This is a genomic window from Halobellus ordinarius (assembly GCF_031823395.1).
Classification (GTDB): domain Archaea; phylum Halobacteriota; class Halobacteria; order Halobacteriales; family Haloferacaceae; genus Haloquadratum; species Haloquadratum ordinarius.
Window position 1 is genome coordinate 103603 of sequence record NZ_JAVQKJ010000007.1, and the last position, 23389, is coordinate 126991.

General features: G+C 64.7%; 23 protein-coding genes. 14 read left to right on the forward strand and 9 right to left on the reverse strand.

Annotation, left to right across the window (positions count from 1 at the left end):
* Positions 1 to 184: 184 nt before the first annotated feature.
* Positions 185 to 571, reverse strand: coding sequence for a hypothetical protein (locus RJT48_RS11490; protein WP_311172423.1), 387 nt, complete (start codon positions 569 to 571; stop codon positions 185 to 187).
* Positions 568 to 1194, reverse strand: a complete 627-nt coding sequence (locus RJT48_RS11495) for a DUF7344 domain-containing protein (RefSeq protein WP_311172424.1) — start codon at positions 1192 to 1194, stop codon at positions 568 to 570. The genes RJT48_RS11490 and RJT48_RS11495 overlap by 4 nt, the downstream gene beginning before the upstream one ends.
* A gap of 292 nt (positions 1195 to 1486) precedes the next feature.
* Here RJT48_RS11495 and RJT48_RS11500 point away from each other — a divergent pair, with 292 nt between their 5' ends.
* Together RJT48_RS11500 and RJT48_RS11505 are read left to right on the forward strand one after the other, a co-directional pair.
* Complete coding sequence (locus RJT48_RS11500; protein WP_311172425.1) at positions 1487 to 2065, forward strand: DUF1102 domain-containing protein; 579 nt, start codon at positions 1487 to 1489, stop codon at positions 2063 to 2065.
* A 280-nt stretch (positions 2066 to 2345) separates the two neighbouring features.
* The gene (locus tag RJT48_RS11505) at positions 2346 to 3509 is read left to right on the forward strand and encodes a signal peptidase I (protein WP_425604715.1); all 1164 of its coding nucleotides are present in this window, start codon (positions 2346 to 2348) and stop codon (positions 3507 to 3509) included.
* 37 nt (positions 3510 to 3546) lie between these two features.
* Here RJT48_RS11505 and RJT48_RS11510 read toward each other — a convergent pair whose 3' ends face one another.
* Positions 3547 to 3861 carry a DUF7964 domain-containing protein gene (locus RJT48_RS11510; protein WP_311172427.1) on the reverse strand — a complete coding sequence of 105 codons (315 nt, stop codon included), beginning with the start codon at positions 3859 to 3861 and terminating at the stop codon, positions 3547 to 3549.
* Between the two features lie 183 nt (positions 3862 to 4044).
* Here RJT48_RS11510 and RJT48_RS11515 point away from each other — a divergent pair, with 183 nt between their 5' ends.
* Together RJT48_RS11515 and cofG are read left to right on the forward strand one after the other, a co-directional pair.
* Positions 4045 to 5241 carry a DUF5305 domain-containing protein gene (locus tag RJT48_RS11515; RefSeq protein WP_311172428.1) on the forward strand — a complete coding sequence of 399 codons (1197 nt, stop codon included), beginning with the start codon at positions 4045 to 4047 and terminating at the stop codon, positions 5239 to 5241.
* 155 nt (positions 5242 to 5396) lie between these two features.
* A complete protein-coding gene (gene cofG / locus RJT48_RS11520) occupies positions 5397 to 6566 on the forward strand; it encodes a 7,8-didemethyl-8-hydroxy-5-deazariboflavin synthase subunit CofG (protein WP_311172429.1) in 1170 nt (389 codons plus the stop codon).
* A 20-nt stretch (positions 6567 to 6586) separates the two neighbouring features.
* Here cofG and RJT48_RS11525 read toward each other — a convergent pair whose 3' ends face one another.
* From RJT48_RS11525 to cofH, 3 genes are all read right to left on the reverse strand, one after another.
* Positions 6587 to 7135 (reverse strand): metal-dependent hydrolase, encoded by a 549-nt coding sequence (locus RJT48_RS11525; protein WP_311172430.1) that lies wholly within the window; start codon positions 7133 to 7135, stop codon positions 6587 to 6589.
* An 86-nt stretch (positions 7136 to 7221) separates the two neighbouring features.
* Complete coding sequence (locus RJT48_RS11530) at positions 7222 to 8379, reverse strand: tubulin/FtsZ family protein (RefSeq protein WP_311172431.1); 1158 nt, start codon at positions 8377 to 8379, stop codon at positions 7222 to 7224.
* 266 nt (positions 8380 to 8645) lie between these two features.
* Complete coding sequence (cofH, locus tag RJT48_RS11535; RefSeq protein WP_311172432.1) at positions 8646 to 10049, reverse strand: 7,8-didemethyl-8-hydroxy-5-deazariboflavin synthase subunit CofH; 1404 nt, start codon at positions 10047 to 10049, stop codon at positions 8646 to 8648.
* A gap of 136 nt (positions 10050 to 10185) precedes the next feature.
* Between cofH and RJT48_RS11540 the strand changes: the two genes are divergently transcribed.
* The 3 genes from RJT48_RS11540 (at position 10186) to purQ (ending at position 12399) form a co-directional block, all read left to right on the forward strand.
* The gene (locus tag RJT48_RS11540; RefSeq protein WP_311172433.1) at positions 10186 to 11256 is read left to right on the forward strand and encodes a phosphoribosylaminoimidazolesuccinocarboxamide synthase; all 1071 of its coding nucleotides are present in this window, start codon (positions 10186 to 10188) and stop codon (positions 11254 to 11256) included.
* Positions 11257 to 11358: 102 nt separating this feature from the next.
* Positions 11359 to 11610: a phosphoribosylformylglycinamidine synthase subunit PurS gene (gene purS, locus RJT48_RS11545; RefSeq protein WP_311172434.1), complete on the forward strand. Its 252-nt coding sequence runs from the start codon at positions 11359 to 11361 to the stop codon at positions 11608 to 11610.
* 111 nt (positions 11611 to 11721) lie between these two features.
* The gene (gene purQ / locus RJT48_RS11550; protein ID WP_311172435.1) at positions 11722 to 12399 is read left to right on the forward strand and encodes a phosphoribosylformylglycinamidine synthase I; all 678 of its coding nucleotides are present in this window, start codon (positions 11722 to 11724) and stop codon (positions 12397 to 12399) included.
* 117 nt (positions 12400 to 12516) lie between these two features.
* Here the strand turns inward: purQ and RJT48_RS11555 are convergent, their stop codons facing one another.
* Together RJT48_RS11555 and RJT48_RS11560 are read right to left on the reverse strand one after the other, a co-directional pair.
* Positions 12517 to 13002 (reverse strand): SRPBCC family protein, encoded by a 486-nt coding sequence (locus RJT48_RS11555; RefSeq protein ID WP_311172436.1) that lies wholly within the window; start codon positions 13000 to 13002, stop codon positions 12517 to 12519.
* A gap of 270 nt (positions 13003 to 13272) precedes the next feature.
* Complete coding sequence (locus tag RJT48_RS11560) at positions 13273 to 14370, reverse strand: archaeosine biosynthesis radical SAM protein RaSEA (protein ID WP_311172437.1); 1098 nt, start codon at positions 14368 to 14370, stop codon at positions 13273 to 13275.
* Between the two features lie 189 nt (positions 14371 to 14559).
* Between RJT48_RS11560 and RJT48_RS11565 the strand changes: the two genes are divergently transcribed.
* The gene (locus RJT48_RS11565; RefSeq protein ID WP_311172438.1) at positions 14560 to 16500 is read left to right on the forward strand and encodes an aldehyde ferredoxin oxidoreductase family protein; all 1941 of its coding nucleotides are present in this window, start codon (positions 14560 to 14562) and stop codon (positions 16498 to 16500) included.
* Between the two features lie 107 nt (positions 16501 to 16607).
* Here RJT48_RS11565 and RJT48_RS11570 read toward each other — a convergent pair whose 3' ends face one another.
* Positions 16608 to 17522 (reverse strand): MBL fold metallo-hydrolase, encoded by a 915-nt coding sequence (locus RJT48_RS11570; protein ID WP_311172439.1) that lies wholly within the window; start codon positions 17520 to 17522, stop codon positions 16608 to 16610.
* A 98-nt stretch (positions 17523 to 17620) separates the two neighbouring features.
* On the opposite strand from RJT48_RS11570, the gene RJT48_RS11575 reads away from it, so the two are divergent.
* From RJT48_RS11575 to RJT48_RS11600, 6 genes are all read left to right on the forward strand, one after another.
* Positions 17621 to 18019 carry a DUF5778 family protein gene (locus tag RJT48_RS11575; RefSeq protein ID WP_311172440.1) on the forward strand — a complete coding sequence of 133 codons (399 nt, stop codon included), beginning with the start codon at positions 17621 to 17623 and terminating at the stop codon, positions 18017 to 18019.
* A 169-nt stretch (positions 18020 to 18188) separates the two neighbouring features.
* A complete protein-coding gene (locus RJT48_RS11580) occupies positions 18189 to 19592 on the forward strand; it encodes an MEDS domain-containing protein (protein ID WP_311172441.1) in 1404 nt (467 codons plus the stop codon).
* 82 nt (positions 19593 to 19674) lie between these two features.
* Positions 19675 to 20745 carry a siroheme decarboxylase subunit beta gene (gene ahbB, locus RJT48_RS11585; protein WP_311172442.1) on the forward strand — a complete coding sequence of 357 codons (1071 nt, stop codon included), beginning with the start codon at positions 19675 to 19677 and terminating at the stop codon, positions 20743 to 20745.
* Between the two features lie 19 nt (positions 20746 to 20764).
* Positions 20765 to 21484, forward strand: coding sequence for a precorrin-2 dehydrogenase/sirohydrochlorin ferrochelatase family protein (locus RJT48_RS11590; RefSeq protein ID WP_311172443.1), 720 nt, complete (start codon positions 20765 to 20767; stop codon positions 21482 to 21484).
* A complete protein-coding gene (gene hemA / locus RJT48_RS11595) occupies positions 21469 to 22884 on the forward strand; it encodes a glutamyl-tRNA reductase (RefSeq protein ID WP_311172444.1) in 1416 nt (471 codons plus the stop codon). Before RJT48_RS11590 ends, hemA begins: the two co-directional genes overlap by 16 nt.
* A 153-nt stretch (positions 22885 to 23037) precedes the next feature.
* The gene (locus RJT48_RS11600) at positions 23038 to 23313 is read left to right on the forward strand and encodes a 4a-hydroxytetrahydrobiopterin dehydratase (protein ID WP_311172445.1); all 276 of its coding nucleotides are present in this window, start codon (positions 23038 to 23040) and stop codon (positions 23311 to 23313) included.
* Positions 23314 to 23389: the final 76 nt, after the last annotated feature.

Below are 23389 nucleotides of genomic sequence, written 5' to 3' on the forward strand. Positions count from 1 at the left end.
TGTATGAGGTGAAATACTCACCGAGGGTTCTTTTCAGTCATTCATATAATCTGTTTTGATTACTCTTGTTCAGCCGAGGTATCAGAATTCCAAGTTAGACGCTGTCCGTCCGAGTGGATTCGTTACGTATCGTGTCGGGGGTAATGAACCGCCCGTAGAAACCAGTTTAAAGACTCGGGCGGAATCAGCATCCCGTCGGTAGTGACCGCGTCAAATGAACCGAGATCCCCGAACCGGACGCAGCAATCGTAGCTGTGTCGTTTGTATCGAACGCATTGAACGCCTTGCTCTGTGACTCCCCCGATGAAAGGTCGTCGATTGTTTTGGTCGTTCCATTGACGGCGATGTCGACATCCAGCGTTGTCCCGGCGGAAAACCGATTGGTTACGGTCACCTGTAATGTATTGTCACTACACTCTCTCTGGATGCCAAGATAGGCCTCATCATCGGATACAACAGCAACGTCTACGTTCCGATCAGCAGCCGCGGAACTAAACCCCGCAGTCGGTGTAATGAGAGATCCTGCAACAAGCAGCGCGACGACAAGTAAAAGATATCGCCTCCACGTCATCGACGTTCAACCTCCGGTGGGGCGCCACTGTTGCCGAGTTTCATACGCTTGGTGTCGTACAGGAACACGAGAGATGACACGAGAAACGAGGCCGCGAAAAAAAGAGCCCACTCGAAGTCGGAGAACGCCGTCAGCGGCGCCACGTTGAAGCCGACGAGAACGAGCAATACGAAATGCACCGCAGAGAGACCAGAGAAATATATCCCCCACGGAACGTTGCCTTTCTCGACGACTTCCGCATAGACGTCAATCTCGTCTAAGGTAGGAGTGGGTTCGACAGTGCCATTACGCTTGTTGAACCCGACGAGACCGACGTCGTGCATCTTCGGGAGATGCCGTTGCTGGAGTGCCGAGTACACGTACTTCCGCTCGTTCGAGGTGATCTCCTGTCGTGCTTTCCTGTGCTCCCAGGCTGCGATCTGCTCAGCCATCTCTCCCAAGTCGGTTCGTCCGTCTACCTGCTGCAGATAGTGAAGCGTGTAGCGCCGTCGTCTGTTCGCAAGGATGTCGTATAACTCATCGGCTGAAGGAGTCTCACTATTTTCATCCGCCGTAGGATTCTCACTATCCGGCTCCGCTTTGCTAGGGACGTTTGAACTGGCCACCTCCCCCGTCCGGGACATACGGAGAGAGCCTTCGTGTACCCCATACAATGTTATTTTGTGATTTTTTTAGTAAGACGATAGTAACAGACAATTGAAGAGTGCGCGTGACTGTTCTCGCTCTCCACGAAACTCGTATAGGCAGTCGCTTGGACTCCAAGAAAAACGTCGTCACCCCCGAGAAACGGCTTCTCGCGCCGGAATACGATATCCCTGGCTACGGAAGCGATGAGTGCGCGCTGCGGCCGACGAGAACGATGCTGACGGAGGCCACGTCGGTGCTCGCTGGCGCGACAAACGAGGTAGAAAACCAATGAAACGACGCAAATTCGTGGTCGGACTCGGATCGCTCGCCGCCGGCTCGGCGGCTGCAATGGGTACAGGTGCGTTTGCCAGTGTCGAGGCGACTCGGACAGTCGGGGTAAATGTGACAGGTGACAAGAGCGCGTATCTCGGTCTGGAGGAAATGTCACCGTACGCGGAGCACAACGGGAAGCAACTCGTTCTGGACTTCAGTGACAATGGCGATGGCGACGGTATCAATCCCGACTCGGTGACGACTTTCGATGGCGTTTTCCAGATGACCAATAACGGCCCGAACAACCTCGACATCACTATCGACAAATCCGGGCTGAACAATCCCGATAGATGGCATTTCGTCCCCAAAGAAGTGTACGAAGAGTACAGTGGCAGCTACCCCGAAGATAGCTTCTACCCGAGCTGGGACAACTACCAGGGGTACGAGTCCACCAACGCAAGCGGAGGCGGCCTTTCCTCAGGCGGCTCTACGCTGGTTGGTGTGGCGATCGACGCCCGGGACAAGACCAGCCTCCAAGGTGGCGAAATCACATTCGCCGTCACGGATGCCGACGGGCCGTACGGAAGCGCCTAGCGTCTTGAGTGCGTAACTCTCGGCTGTAGCGCCCCTTTCCTCCCATTTTTGGCCAATAACACTCAGGAGTACATTCTCTATTTGCGGAGAGGGCCGCGACTGCAGTCGAGACGCATTAGCGCAACCGCGCGGAACTAATTAGGACATCGAAGATCGCCTCTCTCTACCTGGGCTTTCAGACTGTCTCTGAATTTTCTACCCTCGTAAGCCCAGAGTGATTCACTTCGATAATCGAAACAACTGCATAACAAAACCTCTGTAGTGACATTTCCGTCCCGATATGGGACCGAGGAAGGTGGGGAGTGCAGTTCTACAACTCGCGGTCCTTCTCATCGTGCTATTCCTGGTTCTCGGGTCCGTCCTCGGCCAACCGATCCTCCTGGGATACGTCGAGACAGACAGTATGTCCCCAACGCTGGAACCCGGTGACGGATTCATAGCCGTCCCCGTACAGATCGATTCCTCCGTACGAACGGGTGACGTCATCGTGTTTCGTGCCGAGGAACTCCAAGGCGGCGGTCTCACGACCCACCGCGTCGTGGACGACACGGAGCGCGGTTTCATAACGAAGGGGGACGCGAACCCGTTCACTGACCAGAGCGATGAGGAGCCACCCGTGAAACGGGCGCAGATTGTCGCCACGGCGCTACAGGTGAACGGTAACGTCGTCGTCATCCCGCATCTCGGCACGGTTGTCGAGGGCATCCAGTCAGTCCTTTCGGCCGTCCAGCGGCAGCTCGCTATCCTCCTGGGCATATCCGGGCTTTCAGGAACCCAGGGCCTCGCGTATCTCCTCTTCGCGGGAACGTTGCTCTGGTACGTCGTGGGGGAGTGGCGCGCCAAGCACGGGAAAGAGCGCGACCGCATCACGTCGCGGATGGCGGGCGTCGACAGCCGGCTCGTGATGGGGGCGTTCGCCGCGATGCTCGTCGTGGGGGCGACGGCGGCGATGGTCGGACCCGCGGGAACCCAGCAGTACGAGGTCGTGAGCGCGGATTTCACTTCCGAGCGTCCGAGCGTCATTCCGGCGGGCGAGTCGAAGAGTCAGCGCTATGTGGTCGGGAACGGCGGCTTCATTCCAGTCGTGACGTACCTCGAACCCGCGAGCGAGGGCGTCGAGGTCCAGCCCCGCGAGCTATACGTCGAGGGGCGAAGTGTGGCGAACGCGACGGTGACGCTGCACGCGCCGCCGGAGACCGGCCACTACCGGCGGTTCGTGACCGAACACCGGTACCTCGCCGTACTCCCTCACCCCCTGATACGAGGCCTCTACGAACTCCATCCGTGGGCACCGATCGTCGTCATCGACACGCTGATCGCGGTGCCGTTCTACCTCGTCGGCGTGGCGCTCGTCGGGAAGGGTCGCATCCGGCGACGATCCCGGGGCCGGGACGTCTCCACGTTCACGCGGATCCGGCGGGTGGTTCAGGGCCTCTACCGGTGATGCCGAGGGTACCCGGCCACCGGCAGTCGTCGGCCCCTCATCGGGGCTTGAGAACTTCGAACCGTCCACCGTAGTTGTCCTGTACCCAGTCGTCGATCGCGGCGTCCAGTTGCTCGTCGGCCGCAGCGAGGTCGCCGGCGTCCACCGATGCGAGATGCTGCCACTGTTCCCGTGAGTCGTCGAAGCAGAGTGCATAGGCCGTGTCGCCCGCGGCGATTTTGATCGCGTAGATGCGAATCTCGTCTTCCTCGACGATACCGCCATAGGTGCTGACCTGAAAGCGGTCGTCGTCAAGTGCAGCGACGTCTCGTCTTCGGAGCGGTCTACTCGGGAGGCGAGTAATTGTCCTCATCTTTGGCTTTCCGTCGGGAGGAGCATACTCTCTACACGGAAAGTTATGAATAACAAACACGCTCTAGAGCTGGATTTAGGAAGAAGAGGGTTACAACATATGGTCACCTTAATCAGGGTAAATAATCTCTTTCAACAATTACGAATCCCATTACAAACACGTGAGTCATAGTAGTCTGTCAAGATGGCTGACTGGCTACTTCGGCTTCGGGCGCTTCTCGACAAGCAATTTGTGGTGGTCGTTGCTGTACTCGTCGTATTGGCGCTTGTGGGCGGATGGTTCACCTACACGACCCACGCCAGTCCTAATACTACCACTGAAGAGCGTATCGTCTCCTCCTGGCAGACGACAGGCTCGTTCGACCATTCCGCAACGGTCACAGAGGATAATTCTGTATATCCTGTCGGCACCACGCTCACCAACCGCTCGATCTACTTTACGGATATTTCGCCGTGGTTCAACGGGACGTACACATTCAGGTACGACGCGAGCGAGCGTGGCGACCTGAACGGGAGGGTGGCCCTCCAGCTCGTCTTGCAGAGTGTCGAGGAAAATCAGGAAAGCACGACTGTGGTCTGGCAGACCAATAGATCGTTAGAAACAACGTCCAGTGATTCGATCCAGCCCGGAGAGACGATCCGTGTGCCGTTTTCGGTCAATATGAACGAGGCGATAAATCGAACAGAGGAAATTGACGAACAACTCGACAATCCCCCAGGACAACCGGAAATAGTGATCCACGCTACTGTCGATATCCAAGGAACGGTCAACGGCCAGCAGGTTGACCAGGTAGTAGAGCATACGCTACCAGTCGCGCTGGAGCAGGGAACCTACCGCCCAACCGATCAGGGAAGAATAACCGATCGGTACGAGGCGACTCGGACAGTAACGGTCCAGCAGACATACGGACCATTACGGACTATCGGTGGCCCTGCTCTCCTCTTCGGGTCCGGCGTGGTCCTTGGAGGTCTTGTTGCAGCCCGGAGAAGGGGCCGACTTGCTCTCTCCTCAACAGAACAGGAACTGCTCGCCTACGAAGACGAGCGCGAGGACTTTGACGAGTGGATTTCGACGATCAAACTGCCGAACCAAGCATTTGATCTCCCACGGGCCGAGGCGGCGTCACTTGGCGCACTCGTGGACTTTGCAATCGACACCGACAATAGCGTCATCGAAGATCCGGACGACGGCGCATATTACGTGGTCCACGACGGCTACCTCTATACCTATCAGCCAGCAGTCTCTCGCGGCGAAGGAAGACCTTTCTTTCAGACAAAAGATGGTTCCGAGGAACCTGAACAGACCGACGGAGAGTCTACGGTGACGCCCACGACGGACGGCGAATTCGACTCTTCTGAAGGAATACCAACGGACGAGTAAACTACCCCGCCCTACTCACTCGCCTTTCGGCTTGCTCCTTGAGGGCGGGGCCTCCGCCTCGAAGGACGGTGAGAGAGTCACCGCGAAACGCCGGCACACGCCGCCGGAAGCACGACGGTTTTTGTAGCTGTACCCAGACACCGGACGTACACACGATGTTTCCCGCGGCCGACGACTACCCAGTCGACGTCGACGTTTCGGAGCCGGCAGTCGAGCGGCTGTTGGCGGTGACGCCCGACGACGTCGACGCGGCCGGCGAACTCACCTTCGCGCGGAACGTCTTCATCCCCCTCACGACTGCCTGCCGCTACACCTGCACCTACTGCACCTACTACGACGTGCCCGGCGAGGCGACGGTGCTCTCCCCCGAGGAGGTCCGAACGCGGCTCCGCGTCGGCGCCGACGCCGGCTGTACGGAGGCGCTTTTCACCTTCGGCGACGAACCCGACGAGCGCTACACCGCGATCCACGACCAACTGGCCGAGTGGGGCTACGATGACATCCTCGGCTACCTCCGGGACTGCTGTGAGATGGCGCTCGACGAAGGACTGCTTCCGCACGCGAACCCCGGCGATCTGACGGTCGCGGATTTCGAGCGGCTCGCGCCAGTCAACGCCAGTATGGGCGTGATGCTGGAGACGACGGCGGACGTCCGCGCACATTCCGGGACCCGCCGCAAGACGCCCGGGCAACGGCTGAACACCATCCGCGCGGCGGGTGAGGTCGGCGTCCCGTTCACGACAGGGCTCCTCGTCGGGATCGGGGAGACGTGGCGCGACCGCGCCGAGAGCCTGCTTGCCATCGCGACTCTCCACGATCGGTACGACCACGTCCAGGAGGTGATCGTCCAGAACGTCGTCCCCAACGAGCGCTCGGATTTCGAGCGACCGTCCGTTCAGACGATGCGCCGCACCGTCGCGATGGCGCGTGCAGCCCTCCCGTCGGAGGTGTCGGTGCAGGTCCCGCCGAACCTCTCGCCGACCCGGGAACTGATCGAGTGCGGCGTCGACGACCTCGGCGGCGTTTCCCCGGTCACCGAGGACTACATCAACCCCGAGTACGCCTGGCCCGAACTTGCGGAACTCGAAGGCATCGCCGACGCGGCCGGCGTTCCGCTCTACGAACGGCTCCCGGTGTACGACCGCTATCTGCCGTCGACGATCCGGCGCGACGACTTCGCGGGTACGCCAGCCGCGGGTCAGTGGATCTCCGATCGGATTCTCGGAGCGATCACTGCCGATGACGTTCACGGGGAACGGTACCGGGGCGTCGCGCGCCGGGACGGCCCGCTCGCAGTCGAACGATCGCCGGAATCGGCCGACTAAGGCTCACAGTCGACTGACAGCTACAGACCGATCCAGTCTGGCACTCGCTTTCTGACCAGCGAGTACGCTGCCGCGAGGAGGACGCCACCGACGACGAGCGCGCGCAGCCATCCGTCGAACGTCAGGGCCGCGGGGACAGCCAAGACAGCGGTCAGGAGGAGGTCCTCGGGTGCACCGTCGTAGCGGACAAGGTAGCGCGGACGGACCCACCGCCGCCACGGGTGGAGGTAGACCGCCTGATCGGAGGTCCGCTCCCACGGCCGGAGTTCCTCGCCCGCACCGAGCCAGTCGGACGCCGAGTGCAGGCCCGCCGCGAGCAGGAACAGGGCAACTCCGACAGTGAGCGGTCCCGGAGCTACCACCGCGATGGCGGCGGCACCAACTCCGACGATCGAGTAGTAGATCGGGAAGTGCAGCGTCTTGCGGTGGACGCCGACGAAGAGATCCAGATCCGGGAGGACGCCGCCGAGCATCGCCCCGACTGCGGCAGGGAGCGTCAGGTGTGGTGCGACGGCTGCGACCGGCACCGCAAGCAGGAGACCGGCGGCCACGTGCGTGGTGACCATCATCGAACTGGTGAAGGGGCGCGACGGATTTGAGTCTGTGGTCGGCCACGCCGCCCTGTAACAGCGGCAGCGGAGCCGCGCGAGGCCGGCTAAAACAGCGGTTCGATATCCCCGTCGCCGCCCCAGATGAGGTCACGGAGGGCCTCTGGGCGCTCCGCCGCCCGGGCTTCGAGGTTTCGCTGCGTCTCCGTGCCGATCCGCTGTAGCTCCTTGATCCGCGGGACGTCGGTGACGCCCGAGAGAACTACCAGCGCAGACACGTAGTCCGATTCGGGGATCGGATAGTCGCCGCCGCGGACCTCCATCGTGCCGGTCGCCTCCTCTAACCACCGGCGCGACCCCTCGATCCCTTTCCGGCTGAGGTACTGCGGTGGACCGCTGACGACGACGAGTGCGCGCTCCGTGCTCTCGACGTTCGCCGGGAGCATCAGGTTTCCCAGCGTCGCCCGGCGCACGGTGGTCGTGATCCGGTTCACGACGTCCGTTTCGTCGGGATCCGGGGCGCGCCGGCCAAACAGCCCGCGGGAGGGTCGATCCAGACGGGAGTTTGCGTAGCCGATCGTCGTCACGCCGCCGCCGGCGAGCGTGTTGATGATCTCCGAGGCGTCGACGACCGACTCCGGCACCGGGGGCTCCGACACCTCGCCGGCACTCAGCAGGACGCCGAGGCGTCGCGCGATCTCCTCGTTGGTGCTCGCGTAGCCGCCCTGGAGGCTCTCGCCCGAGCGCCGCCAGGCGTCGTTGTCGAAGACGAGGAGGTTGTCGACCTCCCGGACGAACGTCTGGAAGGATCGCGCGGCGTTCAGCGTGTAGATGCCACCCTCGTCGCTGCCGGGCAGGATTCCCAGGCCGTACACCGGCTCCGTGTAGAGCCGGGAGAGTTCGCGAGCGATCACGGGTGCGGCGCCCGAGCCTGTCCCGCCGCCGAGGCCGGCGATCACGAGGAACGCATCGACCTCGTGGACGGGGAGATCGTCGATCGCGCCCCGTACCTCGTCGATGTCCTCCTCGGCGACGGTCACGCCGAGTTCGTTGTCGGCCCCGCAGCCGTGCCCTTTCACGCGCGACTGGCCGATGAGCACGCGCCTGTCCACCGGGATCATTCTGAGCCCGAGCAGGTCCGCCCTGGCGGAGTTGATCGCCACGGCGTCGGTGACGAAGTCGACCCTGCTCGCCGCCTCGTAGTCCAAGATTGCGTCGGCGACCTTGCCGCCGGCCTGCCCGACGCCCAGAAGTGCGATCTTCATTGACGGGTCGAGGTTCGTCGCCGAGGTCAATAAGTGTCGGCTGTATCAGCGGCAGCGTCTCCCGTCCGGTCGTCCGACCTGCTGTCTCGGATTTCCCTCAGAACCGATGCATCGAATTTTCTTCAAAACCGGTGCAGCGGATTTCCCCTAATCCCGGTGCGTCGTCACGTCGGAAACGGTGTATCGTCACGTCGGAAACGGTGTATCGTCACGTCGGACAGTCGCGCCGAAACTCTCGGCGGGGAAGCGCCCGTCTTTCGCCGGAATCAGTCGTCGGCGCTCGCCGCGGGCCTCGATCCGCGTTCGGCCTCATCGAGCAGCGGCGTCCCGTCGGCGCGCGGGCCGAGCCGCGGCCCGTGTGGAGGATCGTCGGGATCGACCCGCCGTCGTTTGCGGTAGTCCGTCGAGCGCTCGACCGGCGGCCGGCCGATCGCCGACAGCATCTCGACGTAGTCCGAAAAGGAGCGGAACTCACCGTAGGTGCCGCCGGCCCGCGTGGTGATCTCCTCGGAGAGGATCGTCCCCATGAAGTCGTTCGCGCCGCAGTTGAGCAGCTTCAGCCCCTTCTCGTCTCCGAACTTCACCCACGAGGACTGGATGTTCTCGACGTTGTCGAGGAAGAGCCGTGCGACTGCCACGAGCAGTTCGTCCTCGGCGTCGCTCGCGCCGCCGGCGACGACGCCGCGCTCGTAGAGGGGGGTGTTCTGGTGGACAAAGGAGAGCGGCACGAACTCGGTGATCCCGCCCGTTCGATCCTGGAGGTCGCGGAGCACCTTCAGGTGCTCGACGCGGTGGGCCTCGTTCTCGACGTGCCCGTACATCATCGTCGCGGTGACGTCGAGGCCGGCGGCGATCGCGCCTTCCATCGCCGCGACCCACTCTCTGGTCGAGATCTTGCCGGGACAGATGACGTCCCGGACCTCTTCGACGAGGATCTCCGCGGCGGTTCCGGGCGCGGAGTCGAGGCCGGCGGCCGCAAGTTCGCGGTAGACGTCCTCGTAGGACCACTCGGTCCCCCGTCGGGCGTGCTGGGCCTCTTCGGGCGTCATCGAGTGGAGGTGGACGTCGCCGACGGACATCGCGCGCATCTGTTCGAGGTAGGTTCCCGGATCGGTCTCGTAGACGGCGGGCGGTTTGTAGTCGACGTCGGTGGCGGGGTCGTCGTGGGCCGCCAGAATCTCGTGGTGTTCGTCGCTCAGTGCGAACGCCGGGTGGAGTCCCGACACCGACGTCACCTCGTAGATCCCCATCTCCAGGGCGTCTTCGACGATCGTTCGTGACTCCGCGGGCGTCTTCGTGAACCCGGCGTGCTCGCCGTCGTGGTCGGCCTCGAACTGGTGGGCGGTGTCCTTGAAATTGCAGAACAGACAGCCGGTGTTGCAGGCGGTGGTGACGTTGTTGTTCAGGTTCGCGACGAACGTCACGTCCTCGCCGACGACCGCCGCGCGGCGTCTGTCGGCGGCCTCGAGCACCGCCTCCTTCCGAACCGGATCGATCCCGTCGTGATCGGTGCCCGTGGTCAGAAGTTCGATCCCGTCTGGGACCGTGAGCCGTTCTTCCGCCCGGGCTTTCGCCAGCGCGTTCTCGAACGACTGGTCCGTCTCGGGGACGACCGAAAAGTCGAAGTCGGGGACGGACCCGTCGTCGGCCGGCCCTACTGGCTCGCGCATACTGGCGACAGGGCGGCCGTCGACAAAAAGTGAGGCGGTACCGGAGCCGTCGCTTCCGGTTGGGTCGATCTCGCGGCCGGTGTGTCAAACGGCGGGAGTGGAAGCCTTCTTGTGCCGCGGCGACGCCACTCGGCGTATGACCAGCGTCAAAGAGTTCCGCATCGGGACGGAGCCGACGGCCACGGAACTGGGTCGTGGACGGTTCGTCTTCACCGACCAGTACTCCGTCTTCGACTGGGGGGAGATGCCCGATCACGTCCCGCGGAAGGGGGCGTCGCTGTGTACGATGGGCGCGTACAACTTCGAGTTACTCGCCGACAACGACATCCCAACGCACTACGCCGGCGTGTATCCACCGAGTGAGGGGGACGGAAGCGACGGCGACGGTGCGGCCGAGGAAGACGACCGCGGTCCGATCGCGCTCGGCGAGTGTACCGAACCCCCGCGCGAGATGGCGATCGAACTCACGCAGGTGCCGGATCTCCCGTACCTCGGCGACGACGAGTACGACTACGACGCCTACCACGACGCGGCGGAAGAGAACTACCTGATCCCCCTGGAGATCGTCTTCCGGAACACCGTTCCGGTGGGATCGAGTCTCCGCTCCCGGGGCACGCCCGCGGAGTACGGCCTCGACATCGCCGAGTGGCCCGACCAGGTCGTCGACCTTCCGGAGCCGGTCGTGGAGTTCTCCACGAAATACGAGGAGCAGGACCGCTATCTCGCCCGGCCCGAGGCCGACCGGATCGCCGGGACCGCCGACCTCGACGACTTGGAGGACCTCGCACTCGCCGTGAACGACGTCCTGAACGACCGCGCGGCGGCGCAGGGATTCGTCCACGAGGACGGCAAGATCGAGTGTCTCTTCCACGACGGGACGGTCAAAGTCGCCGACGTCGTCGGCACCTTCGATGAGAACCGCTTCTCCTACGACGGCCAGGAGGTCTCGAAGGAGGTCGTCCGGCAGTACTACAAGCGGACGGATCCCGACTGGGTCGAGGCCGTCGCCGCGGCCAAATCGGAAGCGCGCGAGTCGGGCGTCGCCGACTGGCGATCCCTCTGCGACCGCTCGCCCGACCCGCTCCCCAGCGACGTCCTCGATGCCGTCTCGGATCTCTACGCGTCGGGCACGAACGCCTACACCGGCACGGCGTGGTTCGATGCGCCCGACATCGACGCGGCGGTCGACCGCGTGCGGGGCCTGTAACGGCCCCGACAACGCCGGGAACCGCCGCGACGGAATCTCACGTTCGTGTATACCCGTAGCAGTCCAAAACGTCTTTTACACACGACCGCGCACTACGATTCGATGACGACGTACACCGCGACGGTGACGGTCCGCCTGAAACGGGGCGTGCTCGACCCCGAAGCCGAGACCACGAAGCGCGCGCTCGAACGGCTGGGGTTCGAGCTGGATGCGCTCCGCTCGGCGGACCAGTTCGAGGTCGACCTCGACGCCGCCTCGGCGGAGGCCGCCGCCGACCGCGCCGACGAGATGGCCGAACGCCTGCTCGCGAACCCGACCATCCACGATTACGACGTCGAGGTGGCAGAAGCCTGATGAGCGTCCTTTCACTGACACCGACCGTCGTCGCACGACACGGAGGTCGATCGCCGTGACGGTCGCTTCACTGACACCGACCGTCGTCGCACGACACGGAGGTCGATCGCCGTGACGGTCGCTGTCATCACTTTCGGCGGCTCGAACTGCGACCGCGACGCCGTCCGTGCGCTCGCCCACGTCGGCGTCGATGCCGAACGGGTCTGGCACGAGGAGGGCCTGCCGGCGGACGTCGAGGGGGTTGTGATCCCCGGCGGCTTCTCGTACGGAGACTACCTCCGTGCGGGCGCGATGGCCGCCCACTCGCCGATTATGGCGGACGTCCGCGAGGCCGCCGACGATGGCGTCCCCGTTCTCGGCGTCTGCAACGGCGCCCAGATCGGCTGTGAGGCGAAACTGACGCCGGGCGCGTTCACCACGAACGCGAGCGCGCGCTTCCAGTGTGAGTCGGTCCACCTCCGCGTCGAGAACGCCGACACGCCGTGGACGGCCGCCTACGACGAGGGAGACGTCGTCGAGATCCCGATCGCCCACGGCGAGGGTCGCTTCGAGATCGGCGAGGATCGCTACGACGACCTCGTCGCCGAGGATCGGATCATCTTCCGCTACTGCGACGCCGACGGCAACGTCACGGCCGACGCGAACCCCAACGGCTCCCGGGGGAACGTCGCCGGCATCCTCGGCGACCGCGAGCACGTCGCGGTGATGATGCCGCATCCCGAGCGGGCGACGCTCCCCGATCTCGGCCGGAGCGTGGACGGCCAGGGCGTGCTATCGACGTTCGCCTGAGCGGACTGCGGCCTTCGGAAACTCGATTCACTGCCTTTCGAAGAGCGAAACTGCGTCGGAAAAACAGGGCTTCCCGTGTTCTGGGAAACTCAGTAGCGAACGCCCGAGGCTCGTGGTTCAGGCCGCGGAGCGTGCATCGGCTTCGGCTGCTGCTTCCACTTCTGCCTCTGCTTCTGCTTCCACGATGTCTTTCGTGTTCTCCAGGTGCATTCTGAACTGGCGGTTGGTGTAGCGCGTCGCGACCGGTTCGAGGACGCTGTCGAGGAGCGAATCGCCGAACTCGTAGGTCGCCCCGTGGGCGATCTGCGTCCCGGCGTCGGTCTCCGAGTAGTGGATGTCGATCTCGCTACCCATTCCGGACCCTTCCACCGAGATGTGCAGGTGCTCGTTGGGTTCGACGATGTTCATCTCCATCTCGACGTCCTGGGAGATCCCGAGAATCTTGTAGACGGCGTGCATCCGGGCTCCTGTCTCCATCTCCTCGACGATTTCGAGGTTGCGCAGGCTGGACATCGTCCGCGTCCAGTTGTGCGGGTCGGTGTCGAAGGCGAAGACGGTCTCGACGGGTGCTTGGATCTCGATCGTGTGCTCGAATGTGGACATTGTTGTAACTCCTTCGTCAAATCGTCGCGCACTCGCCTCCGATACGACAACCTCGGGCGCCTGCGTCGTCTGACTACCCCTACAGAGGCGCGCTGAGGAGATATACTCGTAGTGAACTGTGATAGCACCCCGCCGCAGACGCCGCATCGGCAGCAAAATCCCCCTCGCCAACGTCACCTTCGTCAGCAAAATCCCCCTCGCCAACGCCATCTTCGTCACTGGCAGGGCTATCCTCGTCGAATCGTTCCCTCTCCGAACCGAACGGGGTCGCTACCGCGTGAGCGGCATCCCGTAGCTCGTCTCCTCGTCGAGGACGTACTCCCAGGTGGCCTCACACTCACAGGAGACCTGCTCGAAGACCGCGGGATCCTGCCGGCGGTCGAAGTCCTTGATCGCCTTTTGGACTCTATCGTCGCACTCGCCGCAGTTGTGCGGGCCGCGGTCGGAGCCGTGGCCGACGGGGTCGGAGACGACGATGGCGTCGACGCCGGCCGTCGCTTCGAGGACCCGCGCGACCGACCAGAGCCACGGCGGGCGGTAGCCGCCCCGGAAGAACAGTTCGTCGACCATCGTGTACCGCTGGACGTTCGTCGGGTTCATCGAGACCGTGTGACAGCCCTCGACGGCGGCACACCGGCGGACCGACGAGATCATATCCTCCACCGCCTCGGATTCGGAGAGGAACGGCGGCTTCAGGAGGAGGTACGCCTTCACGCCCGCGTCGACGTCTTCGGCGTCGAAGTCGGCCTCGGCGACCTCCTCGCAGGCCGCCTCGAAGTCTGCGAAGTCGAAGTACTTGTTCACGCAGTCGTGCCGGACGCGGTCGGTCGCGGTCTCCAGTCCGACCGCGACGTCCGTCGACAGTCCGACGTCGGTGAAGTCGGCCAGTTTCTCCCGGTCGACGAAGTCCGGGAGCGACTCGACGACGATCCGCTCGCGGTCGGCGAACGTCTCGGCGATCGCAGCCCGCGTCTCGGCGCCGACCTCCCGCTCGTCGAGGAACGATCCGGAGGTGTAGATCTTGATCAGGTCGGCCGGCTCCGCGGCGTTTTCGGCTTCGTGTTCGAGACAGACGTCGATCTGGTCCAGCAGGGCCTCGTGGGTGACGCTGCCGCCCTCGACGGATTCTGCGACGTAGCCGCACATCGTACAGCCGCCGGCGCGGGCCCACCGGCAGCCGCCCGTGTTGAGGATGATCGTCAGCGAGTCGACTACCCCGTCGGGGGTGTTGTCCTCGTCGAGCCACACCCGGGTCGGCTCGTGTGGATCGTAGTGTTTGTCCTTCTCGGCTCTGATCTCCCGCATCACCTGATTGTGGGCGTCCATCCCCCGCCCGCGCTCGTAGCTCTCGGGGCTCGGTCGGCTCATTGCCCCGATGTAGCCCACCGGCCGGTAAATCTCCGTCGGCTGTCGGTCGGGCTGTGAGACGACGCGTCATTCGCGCGTATTGACGGTTTCGAAAACCCGTTACGATCCGACGGACGTAACCTATTCTGATTACTCAGTCGTGGTAACGCATAATTGATTTCAGTCCGTAGTAAACTACGGATATTAACTATGACTGATCTGGGAGGATTCAACGACCACGTTGCACGGATCGACCTGACGGAGGGCGACGTGCAATACGAGAGTATCGACGACGAGGACGCGAAGAAGTACATCGGTGGGCGCGGCCTCGGCGTGAAATACGTGTTCGACCAGGGTCCCGACGTCGATCCGGAGGGCCCGGAGAACCTGCTCGCGTTTATGAATGGCCCGCTCACGGGCACGCAGGCTCCGATGAGCGGACGAATCGCGGTCTGTACGAAATCCCCGCTCACGGGGACAGTGACCGATTCCCACCACGGCGGCTGGTCGGGCGCCCGACTCAAGTGGGCGGGCTTCGACGGCCTGCTGTTCGAGGGACAGGCCGACGACCCCGTCTACGCGTACGTCGAGGACGGTGAGGTCGAACTCCGCGACGCCTCGGAACTGTGGGGCAACGGCGTCCACGACACGATGGACGCGATCGAGGAAGAACACGACGGCGCGTTCGGCAAGAACCTCTCGGCGATGGCGATCGGCCCGGGCGGCGAGAACGGCACCAAGTACGCCTGCATCGTCAACGAGGACGACCGCGCGTCCGGCCGCGGCGGCACCGGCTGTGTGATGGGCTCGAAGAACCTGAAGGCGGTCGTCGTGAAGTCCGGCACGCGGATGCCGAAGCCCGCGGACCCCGAGCGGTTCACCGAGGGCTACCAGCAGGCGATGCAGCTCATCCGCGAGTCCGACGTCACCGCGCCCAACGAGGGCGGACTCTCGATGTACGGCACGAACGTGCTGATGAACCTCACCGAGGAGATGGACGGGCTCCCGACCCGGAACGGTCGGTACACTTCCACCCACTCCGAGGCCGACGAGGACCCGAGCGCACCCAACATCGACGCCGAGAACGTCTCCGGCGAGAACGTCCGCGAGAACATCCTCGTCGACGAGCCGACGTGTCACTCCTGTCCGGTCGCCTGCAAGAAGGAGACCGAGGTCACCTACGAGCACAAAGGCGAGGAGATGAACGTTCGCGGCGAGTCCTACGAGTACGAGTCGGCGTTCGCGCTCGGCCCGAACTCGATGAACGACGACCGCGACAGCATCGCGGTGATGATCAACAAGTGCAACGACCTCGGGATCGACACCATCGAGGCGGGCAATATGCTCGCGATGGCGATGGAGATGACCGAGCAGGGCAAACTCGACGACCTCGACGACGACCTCGAGTGGGGCGACACCGAGCACATGATCGACCTCCTCGACGAGATCGCTCACCACAGCTCCGAGCTGGGTGAGCTCCTCGCGAAGGGCGCCCGGCGCATCGCCGAAGCGCGCGACGCCCACGACAACTCCCTGGCCGTCAAGGGCCAGACCATCCCGGCGTACGATCCCCGCTCGATGAAGGGCATGGGCATCGGCTACGCGACCTCGAACCGCGGCGCGTGTCACCTCCGCGGCTACACGCCGTCGGCGGAGATTCTGGGCATTCCGGAGAAGGTCGACCCGACCGAGTGGGAGGGCAAAGGCGAGCTGTGTGCGCTCTTCCAGGACCTCCACGCCATCTCCGACTCCTTCGACATCTGCAAGTTCAACGCCTTCGCGGAGGGCATCGACGAGTACGTCGACCAGTACAACGGGATGACCGGGCTCGACGTCAGCGAGGACGAACTGATGGAGACGGGCGACCGCATCTACACCCTCGAACGCTACTACAACAACCTCGCCGGCTTCGACGGCGAGGACGACTCGCTGCCGGGGCGCTTCGTGGAAGGCCACGAGGAGGCGATCCCGGGACAGGGCGGCTCCGAGGGTGAGCTGTGTGAGCTCGAAGAGATGAAAGAAGAGTACTACGACCGGCGTAGCTGGGTCGACGGCGTCGTCCCGGACGACCGGCTCGACGAACTCGGTATCGACGTCGGCCCCGGCACCGGTGTCTCCAGCGGCGAGGGCGCGGCCCCGGCCGACGACTGAGGACGCAGCCGATTCCGCTCCGGCTTTACGAACGAACCCCATTTTCTTTGCGCTCGCTCGGCAGCGGCGCCTGTCGTCCGTGTCTTCTCGTCTCTCCCCCCGACCCGTCAGTCGTCGCTATCGGCCCGATCCAGCGCGGCCAACACGCCGCGTACGTTCAGCCCGTCCTCGGCGCGCGCCTTCCGCTCGCCCCAGATCTCGACCATATCTGAGTGGTCCTCGAAGTGGGTGATCACGGCCTCGTCGTCGCCGAGTTCCGCCCGCTTCCCCCGCACGGCCTCGACCCACTCGACGAGGGTCCGCTTGTACCCCTCGAGCAGTTCGGGCTCGTACTCCCGCGGCCCGAAGTGTCCGAAACACAGCGTCTCCGGCGCGACGTCCTCGATCGTCCGGACATCGGCGAGACAGCCCTCCAGATCGAACTGCGGCGGCGGCGACGTCTCCCGGATCGTGTCCCGCTCCGGGACGTAGATACCCGCGGCGTCGCCGGTGAAGAGCAGATCGTCGCCGGAATCCAGAAAGACCGTCTGATGCGGCGCGTGGCCGGGCGTGTGGATCACCGACAGCGTGCGGTCGCCGAGATCGATCTCGTCGCCGTCGGCGAGTCCCTCGATCCGGTCTTCCGGGACGGGCTCGGGATCGGCGTAGAACTCCCACTGCTCGCCGACGGCGTCTTTCGTCCCGGCGACGAGCCGGTCTGGATCGACGAGATGGGGGACGCCGATCTCGTGGGTCCGGACCGTCGCGTTCGGGCACGCAGCGGCGACGTAGCCCGCACCGCCCGCGTGATCGAGGTGGACGTGCGTCGGGAGGATATGCTGCACCGCCTCGCGGTCGATCCCGACTTCGTCGAGGGCATCGAACACCAGTTCGCGGTTCTGGCCCGTTCCGGTATCGACGAGCGCCGGCTGGGCCGCATCGAGGAGATACACCGTGCCGTACCGCGGCACGCCGTGGGTTCCGACGTCGACGTAGTAGACGTCGTCCGTTCCCGGTACTGCGGCGAGATCACCGATAGCCATAGCGAACCGGCGGGGCGCGGCGAAAAAAGCGTTCCGTCCGGCGCCTCGTCGCTGGCGGAAACCGCCACCCGTTTATCCGGCGCGGCCGACATCCGGGTATGAGCGAGACACTCGACGAGGATCTCTACCAACGGACGCTGCACCTTTTGGAACCCGGCGAGATCGAACTCGTCGGCGCCATCGTCCACACCACGCTCTCCAGCGATGAGGATCTGGAGTTGCAGGAACTCACGGTCGACGTGAACGAGGTCATCGCCGACCACGCCGACAAGGGCGAGACGTACATCTACGCCGGCAACGACACCGACGAGTTCGCATCGAACCAGTTCCAGGGGCTGACCCTTGAGGACGATGCGTTCGTCTGGGAGTGTCAGCAACTCCTGCGTGAGGGGACCTTCGACGCCGTGTTCTACTACGAGGTCGGTCCCGATCAGGCGGCACTCGCCGAGGATCTGGCGGCGCTCGACGGCGTCGGCAACGTCACGACGGTCCCGTAGCGTCCTGCGCTGTTCCGCGTCCCGATCCGGGCCAGCGGTCCCGAGGTCTGTGCCGCCGGAACGCTCCCGGCGACGACACCATCTCCCACCGCAACGACGCTGGTGGCGATCGCATTCATTCGAATCTGAGTAACAAAGGTAAATACGGCTTCAGTGAGTGTGACTGCGTATGGATCCTGAGACGACGACACGGGAAGAGCCGAATCCGGAGGGCGTCCCCGAGTCGAGTCGGATCCTCTCGGAGTTCCGCAGCCAGGAACTCTGTCGCCATCTCGCGCTCTTCTACGACTCCCGAGAGATGCAACTCGTCGTCTCAGCAGCCTTCGCCAAGCACGAACTCCAGCGGGGGCGGCGGTTTCTCTATCTGTACGAGGACAACGACGAAGCCGACGTCAGGCTGGCGTTGGGGATGGCCGACATCGACGTCGAAACGCGGTTTGCCGACGGCGACCTCAAACTCGAGGACGCTGCCGACGTGTATCTGAATGGGCAGTTCGACCCGGATTCGATGATCCAATCGCTCGACGACGCGACGGGCGCAGCGCTCGATGCAGGGTACAACGGGCTGAGCGTCGCAGGGGAGAACACGTGGTGTTTCCACACGAGTCTCTCGTTCGATCACATCATCGACTTCGAGTCCCAGTTCGACGCCCACGCGCCGGAGCTTCCGATCACGACCCTCTGTCAGTACAGTCTCGACCGGTTCGACCAGGAGTCGATCGGGAAGGCGCTGTGGACGCACGAACAGATCGTCTACCGCGGGCGGATCTGTGAGAACCCCTTCTACGTCCCGCCCTCGGAGTTCCGGGAGTCGGAACCGTCCCAGTCGGAAGCCCGACTGATGCTGGAGCAGGCACGGAGCCTCTCGCAGGCGCGCCGAGATCTCGACATCCGCGAGCAGCGGATCGAGGTCCTCAACCGGACGCTCAGACACAACATCAGAAACGAGACGAACATCGTCCTGGGCCACCTCGAAGGGGTGTTAGAGTCCGATCGACTCACCGAGGCGGAGCGACGCCGGATCGAGATCGCACGGGAGTACGTCGAGAAGATCTCCCGGACCTCCGAAAAGGCGCGATACGTCGAGGCGACCCTGACGGACGACGAACTCGAACCGATCGACCTCGGGGCGGTCGTCTCCACGTCGGTCGAGCAACTCCGACGGAAGTTCCCCGCCGTCGACGTCACGACGTCGGTCACCGATTCGCCGACGGTCCTGGCCGACCGGAACCTCCGGGAGGGCGTGGACGAACTGCTCGAAAACGCCGTCCGACACCAGGACCGTTCGCCGCCGGTAGTAACGGTTTCGCTCGACAGACGGGAGGGCGACCGCGCGGTGGTTCTGGAAGTCAGTAACCCCGGGGAGCCGATTCCGGAAGACGACAAGCGCGCGCTCCGGACCGGCGAGGAGACGCCGCTTCAGCACGGCCGCGGGATCGGTCTCTGGATGGTGAAGTGGATCGCCGAGAACTCCCACGGGCGGCTGACCTTCCCCGCAGCCGAGACCGGCAGCCGCGTCCGGATCGAACTCCCGCTCGGGGCCGTGACCGATCACTCTCCGGATCCGGCGTAGCGGTGCGTCGCAGGCAGTCACGTGGCGAGGGTCGATCCGGCCCTTCGAGACGCTTATCCTCCCGGAACCCCGACTCGACGGTATGAGCGAGGCAGACGCGGAGACGGCGGCCCTGACGGAACTCGATCGCGCCGTCGTCAACGCCTTCCAGGGGGGGTTCCCCGTCGTCGAACGGCCCTTCGAGCCGGCCGCGGCCGAACTGCGAGAGCGCGGGATCGACGTATCGGCGACAGAACTACTCGAACGCGTCCGGGCGCTCGACGAGGCGGGCACCCTGAGCCGGTTCGGGGCGCTCGTCAACGCCGAGGAGATCGGCGGCACGGCGACGCTGGTGGCGATGCACGCCCCCGAGGAGCGCTTCGAGGAAGTAGCCGAGACGGTCAACGCCCACCGCGAGGTCGCGCACAACTACGAGCGCGAACATCCGCATCTCAATATGTGGTTCGTCGTCAGCATCGCCGACGACGAGCGGGTCCGGGACGTCCTCGACGAGATCGAGGCCGAGACCGGCCAGGAAACGTACAACCTCCCCAAACAGCAGGAGTTCCGTGTCGAGGCGAAGTTCCTCCTCGACGGGCCGATTTCCGACGGCGACGTCGACCTCTCGGGTCTCGGCCCCGACGTGACCCCGACAGACCGGCGGACGCTCACGCCCGGCGAGCGCGACCTGATCGTCGAGATCCAGGGGGGCCTGCCGATCACTGCGACGCCGTACGCCGATGTCGCCGACGCGATCGGCCGCGAGCCCGCGTGGGTGGTCGAGACGATCAAGCGCTTCGAGCGCGAGGGGAAGATCCGCCGCGTCGGCGTCGTTCCGAACCACTACGCGCTCGGCTACACCGAGAACGGGATGACCGTCTGGGACGTCCCCGACGACGTCGTCGACGAGGTCGGTCCCGCGGTGGCGTCGCTCCCCTTCGTGACGCACTGTTACGAGCGCCCGCGCCACGAGGGCGTCTGGCCGTACAACTTCTTCGCGATGACGCACGGCCGCTCCGAGGCCGAGAGCGATCGCCGCATCGAGCAGGTGCGCGAGACGATGGCGCAGTACTGGGAAGTCGGCGACGACGACTGGGACTCGCTGTTCTCGACTGCGATTCTGAAGAAGACGGGGATCCGCCTCGACGAGCGCGCCGCGGCCAACACGGAGTGACGGGGGCGACGCGAGGCCGATGATCCCACTGTATCACGACTTCACGGACGAGACGGTGCTGGTCTTCGGCGGCGGCCCTGTCGGCGCGCGGAAGGCCCGCCGGTTCGCGACAGAGGCCCGCGTCGTCGTCGTCAGTCCGGCGTTCGACGGCGAGGACTTCGGGAGCGCGGAGCTGGTTCGGGCGCGACCGACGCCCGAAGATATCGCAGGATGGATCGAGCGGGCCGCGCCGGCGCTCGTCGTTGCAGCCACCGACGACGACGCGGTGAACGAGTCAATCGCCGATGCCGCCAGCGAGCGGGACGTGCTGGTCAACCGCGCCGACAGCAGCGCGAGCGATAGCGTCGACAGTAGCGCGAGCGATAGCGTCGACAGCGGCGCGAGCGAGGCGGCCGGCGACGGCGTCGCCGACGTGGTCGTCCCCGCAACCGTCGCCGACGGCGACGTCCGCGTCGCGATATCGACGGGGGGCCGGAGCCCGGCGCTCGCGAAGTATCTGCGCGAACGGATCGAAGCGGAGATCGAGGGGGCGGAGGCGATGGCGGCGCTCTCGGGTGAACTCCGCGCCGAGTTGCGAACCGCAGACCTCGGTCCGTCGACGCGCCGTGATGCAATTCGGGCGGTGGTTCGCGACCCGGAGGTTTGGAAGGCTTTACGTACGGGGACGTCCAATCCCCGCCAAGAGGCGACACGCGTGATACGCAACACAACGGGGGGTGACCGATGGACGCAGGAGTGATCCGTGGGGTCCGTGTGTCGCACGAGCAAGCGAGCGTCGACGAGATCGAGACCGTCGCCGCCGCGGACGTCCGGACGTTCGTCGAATCGCTCCTCGACACCGACGGAGTCAGCGAGGCCTTCGCGCTCCAGACGTGCAACCGCGCGGAGGCCTACGTCGTCGCCGAGAGCGAGGACGCCGGACGTCGCGCGCTGGCGGAGTACGTCGCCGACGTCCGCCCCGAGGCGGTCGTCGAGATGACCCACGAGGAGAGCCTCCGGCACCTGATGCGCGTGGCCGCGGGGCTGGAATCGCTGGTGCTCGGCGAGGACCAGATCCTCGGCCAGTTCAAGCGCGCGGTCGAGACCGCACGTGGCGTCGGCGCGCTCGGCCCGACGCTGGAGACCGGGCTGACGAAGGCCGTCCACGTCGGCGAGCGCGCGCGGACCGAGACCCGGATCAACGAGGGAGCGATCTCTATCGGATCGGCGGCCGCGCGACTCGCGTCGACCGAACTCGACCTCGAAGGGGCGACCGCCTTGGTCGTCGGCGCCGGCGAGATGGGAACGCTCGCCGCGGAAGCGCTCGCGGATACCGCCGTCGACGAACTGGTGGTCGCAAACCGGACGGTCCCGCACGCGGAACACGTCGCGACGACAGTCGAGACCGACGCGCGGGCGGTTTCGCTGGACTCGTTGCGGGACGCCCTGGAGTCCGCAGACCTCGTCGTGACCGCGACGAGCCGCTCGGAGTATCTGCTCGATCCGGTCGACCTCGTCGCCGCCGGCGAGACGGTCGTCATCGACCTCGCACAGCCGCGTGACGTCCACCCAGAGGCCGCGACGGTAGCGGATGCGGTCGTCCACGATATGGACGCCTTAGAATCGGTGACCGAGGAGACGAAGGCGGCCCGCAAAGCCGCCGCCGAGGAGGTCGAGGCGATGATCGACGCGGAGTTCGAACGGCTGCTCGCGGACTACAAACGGCGGCAGGCCGACGCGGTCATCAGCACGATGTACGAATCCGCAGAGCGGATCAAATCCCGGGAGGTCGACACCGCGCTCTCCCGACTCGATGCGAAAGGCGAGTTGAACGACGAGCAGCGCGAGGTCGTCGAGTCGATGGCCGACGCGCTCGTCGGCCAGTTGCTCTCGGCGCCGACCAAGAGCCTCAGAGAGGCCGCCGTCGAGGACGACTGGTCGACGATCCAGGCGGCGATGGCGCTTTTCGACCCAGAGTTCGAGAACTTCTCGGCGGTGGCGGAGTCGATCGCCGACCCCGACAGCGTCGGCGACGCCGCCCCGGCGACCGACGGCGATGGGGAGGCGGCCGAACCGGGCGACCGGCGGGGCGAAGACGTCTCAGACTGCGGCCGCGAGGACGTGCCGAAGCACGTCTTCGAGAGCGTCTCCGACGACTGAGCGCGACCTCCACCCGCCGGATCGCGTGTTTTCTGTCTACACCACGAGTGACGAGACTGGGACTGAGACAGACAGCGGAACGAGTACCGGGCGCCTGACACCGCGGCGGGGGCGGGGAGAAATATTATGCGCCCGGCGGTCGAGCCCTCCAGTATGGCCGAATTACTGTCCGACGACGAGATCCGATCGAAGGTCCCCGAGGGGTGGACGCTCGACGGCGAGGAGATCGCCCGCACGTACGAGTTCCAGGACTACCTGAGCGGGATCGCCTTCGTCACGCAGGCCGGCGAGGTCGCAGAGGAGGAGTTCCACCACCCGACGATGATCGTGCGCTACGAGGAAGTCGAAGTCCGGCTCTCGAGCCACGAGGAGGGCGGGATCACCGAGAAGGACATCCGACTCGCGAACCTGTTCAACGCCGAATACTGACCGGAAACGGGCCCATACCGGAGCATCCCGCACTGAGGCCGGTCCCGCCGAAACCCACTTACGGTGGCCGCGCGTA

Coding starts and splice junctions, on each gene's coding strand:
- RJT48_RS11510 (WP_311172427.1), bottom strand. CDS start 3,861: ATGAGGACAATTACTCGCCTCCCGAGTAGACCGCTCCGAAGACGAGAC.
- RJT48_RS11575 (WP_311172440.1), top strand. CDS start 17,621: ATGAGCGAGACACTCGACGAGGATCTCTACCAACGGACGCTGCACCTT.
- RJT48_RS11530 (WP_311172431.1), bottom strand. CDS start 8,379: ATGAAGATCGCACTTCTGGGCGTCGGGCAGGCCGGCGGCAAGGTCGCC.
- RJT48_RS11560 (WP_311172437.1), bottom strand. CDS start 14,370: ATGAGCCGACCGAGCCCCGAGAGCTACGAGCGCGGGCGGGGGATGGAC.
- RJT48_RS11515 (WP_311172428.1), top strand. CDS start 4,045: ATGGCTGACTGGCTACTTCGGCTTCGGGCGCTTCTCGACAAGCAATTT.
- ahbB (WP_311172442.1), top strand. CDS start 19,675: ATGAGCGAGGCAGACGCGGAGACGGCGGCCCTGACGGAACTCGATCGC.
- RJT48_RS11555 (WP_311172436.1), bottom strand. CDS start 13,002: ATGTCCACATTCGAGCACACGATCGAGATCCAAGCACCCGTCGAGACC.
- RJT48_RS11590 (WP_311172443.1), top strand. CDS start 20,765: ATGATCCCACTGTATCACGACTTCACGGACGAGACGGTGCTGGTCTTC.
- RJT48_RS11540 (WP_311172433.1), top strand. CDS start 10,186: ATGACCAGCGTCAAAGAGTTCCGCATCGGGACGGAGCCGACGGCCACG.
- hemA (WP_311172444.1), top strand. CDS start 21,469: ATGGACGCAGGAGTGATCCGTGGGGTCCGTGTGTCGCACGAGCAAGCG.
- cofH (WP_311172432.1), bottom strand. CDS start 10,049: ATGCGCGAGCCAGTAGGGCCGGCCGACGACGGGTCCGTCCCCGACTTC.
- RJT48_RS11565 (WP_311172438.1), top strand. CDS start 14,560: ATGACTGATCTGGGAGGATTCAACGACCACGTTGCACGGATCGACCTG.
- purS (WP_311172434.1), top strand. CDS start 11,359: ATGACGACGTACACCGCGACGGTGACGGTCCGCCTGAAACGGGGCGTG.
- RJT48_RS11570 (WP_311172439.1), bottom strand. CDS start 17,522: ATGGCTATCGGTGATCTCGCCGCAGTACCGGGAACGGACGACGTCTAC.
- RJT48_RS11505 (WP_425604715.1), top strand. CDS start 2,346: ATGGGACCGAGGAAGGTGGGGAGTGCAGTTCTACAACTCGCGGTCCTT.
- RJT48_RS11600 (WP_311172445.1), top strand. CDS start 23,038: ATGGCCGAATTACTGTCCGACGACGAGATCCGATCGAAGGTCCCCGAG.
- RJT48_RS11580 (WP_311172441.1), top strand. CDS start 18,189: ATGGATCCTGAGACGACGACACGGGAAGAGCCGAATCCGGAGGGCGTC.
- RJT48_RS11495 (WP_311172424.1), bottom strand. CDS start 1,194: ATGTCCCGGACGGGGGAGGTGGCCAGTTCAAACGTCCCTAGCAAAGCG.
- RJT48_RS11490 (WP_311172423.1), bottom strand. CDS start 571: ATGACGTGGAGGCGATATCTTTTACTTGTCGTCGCGCTGCTTGTTGCA.
- cofG (WP_311172429.1), top strand. CDS start 5,397: ATGTTTCCCGCGGCCGACGACTACCCAGTCGACGTCGACGTTTCGGAG.
- RJT48_RS11500 (WP_311172425.1), top strand. CDS start 1,487: ATGAAACGACGCAAATTCGTGGTCGGACTCGGATCGCTCGCCGCCGGC.
- RJT48_RS11525 (WP_311172430.1), bottom strand. CDS start 7,135: ATGATGGTCACCACGCACGTGGCCGCCGGTCTCCTGCTTGCGGTGCCG.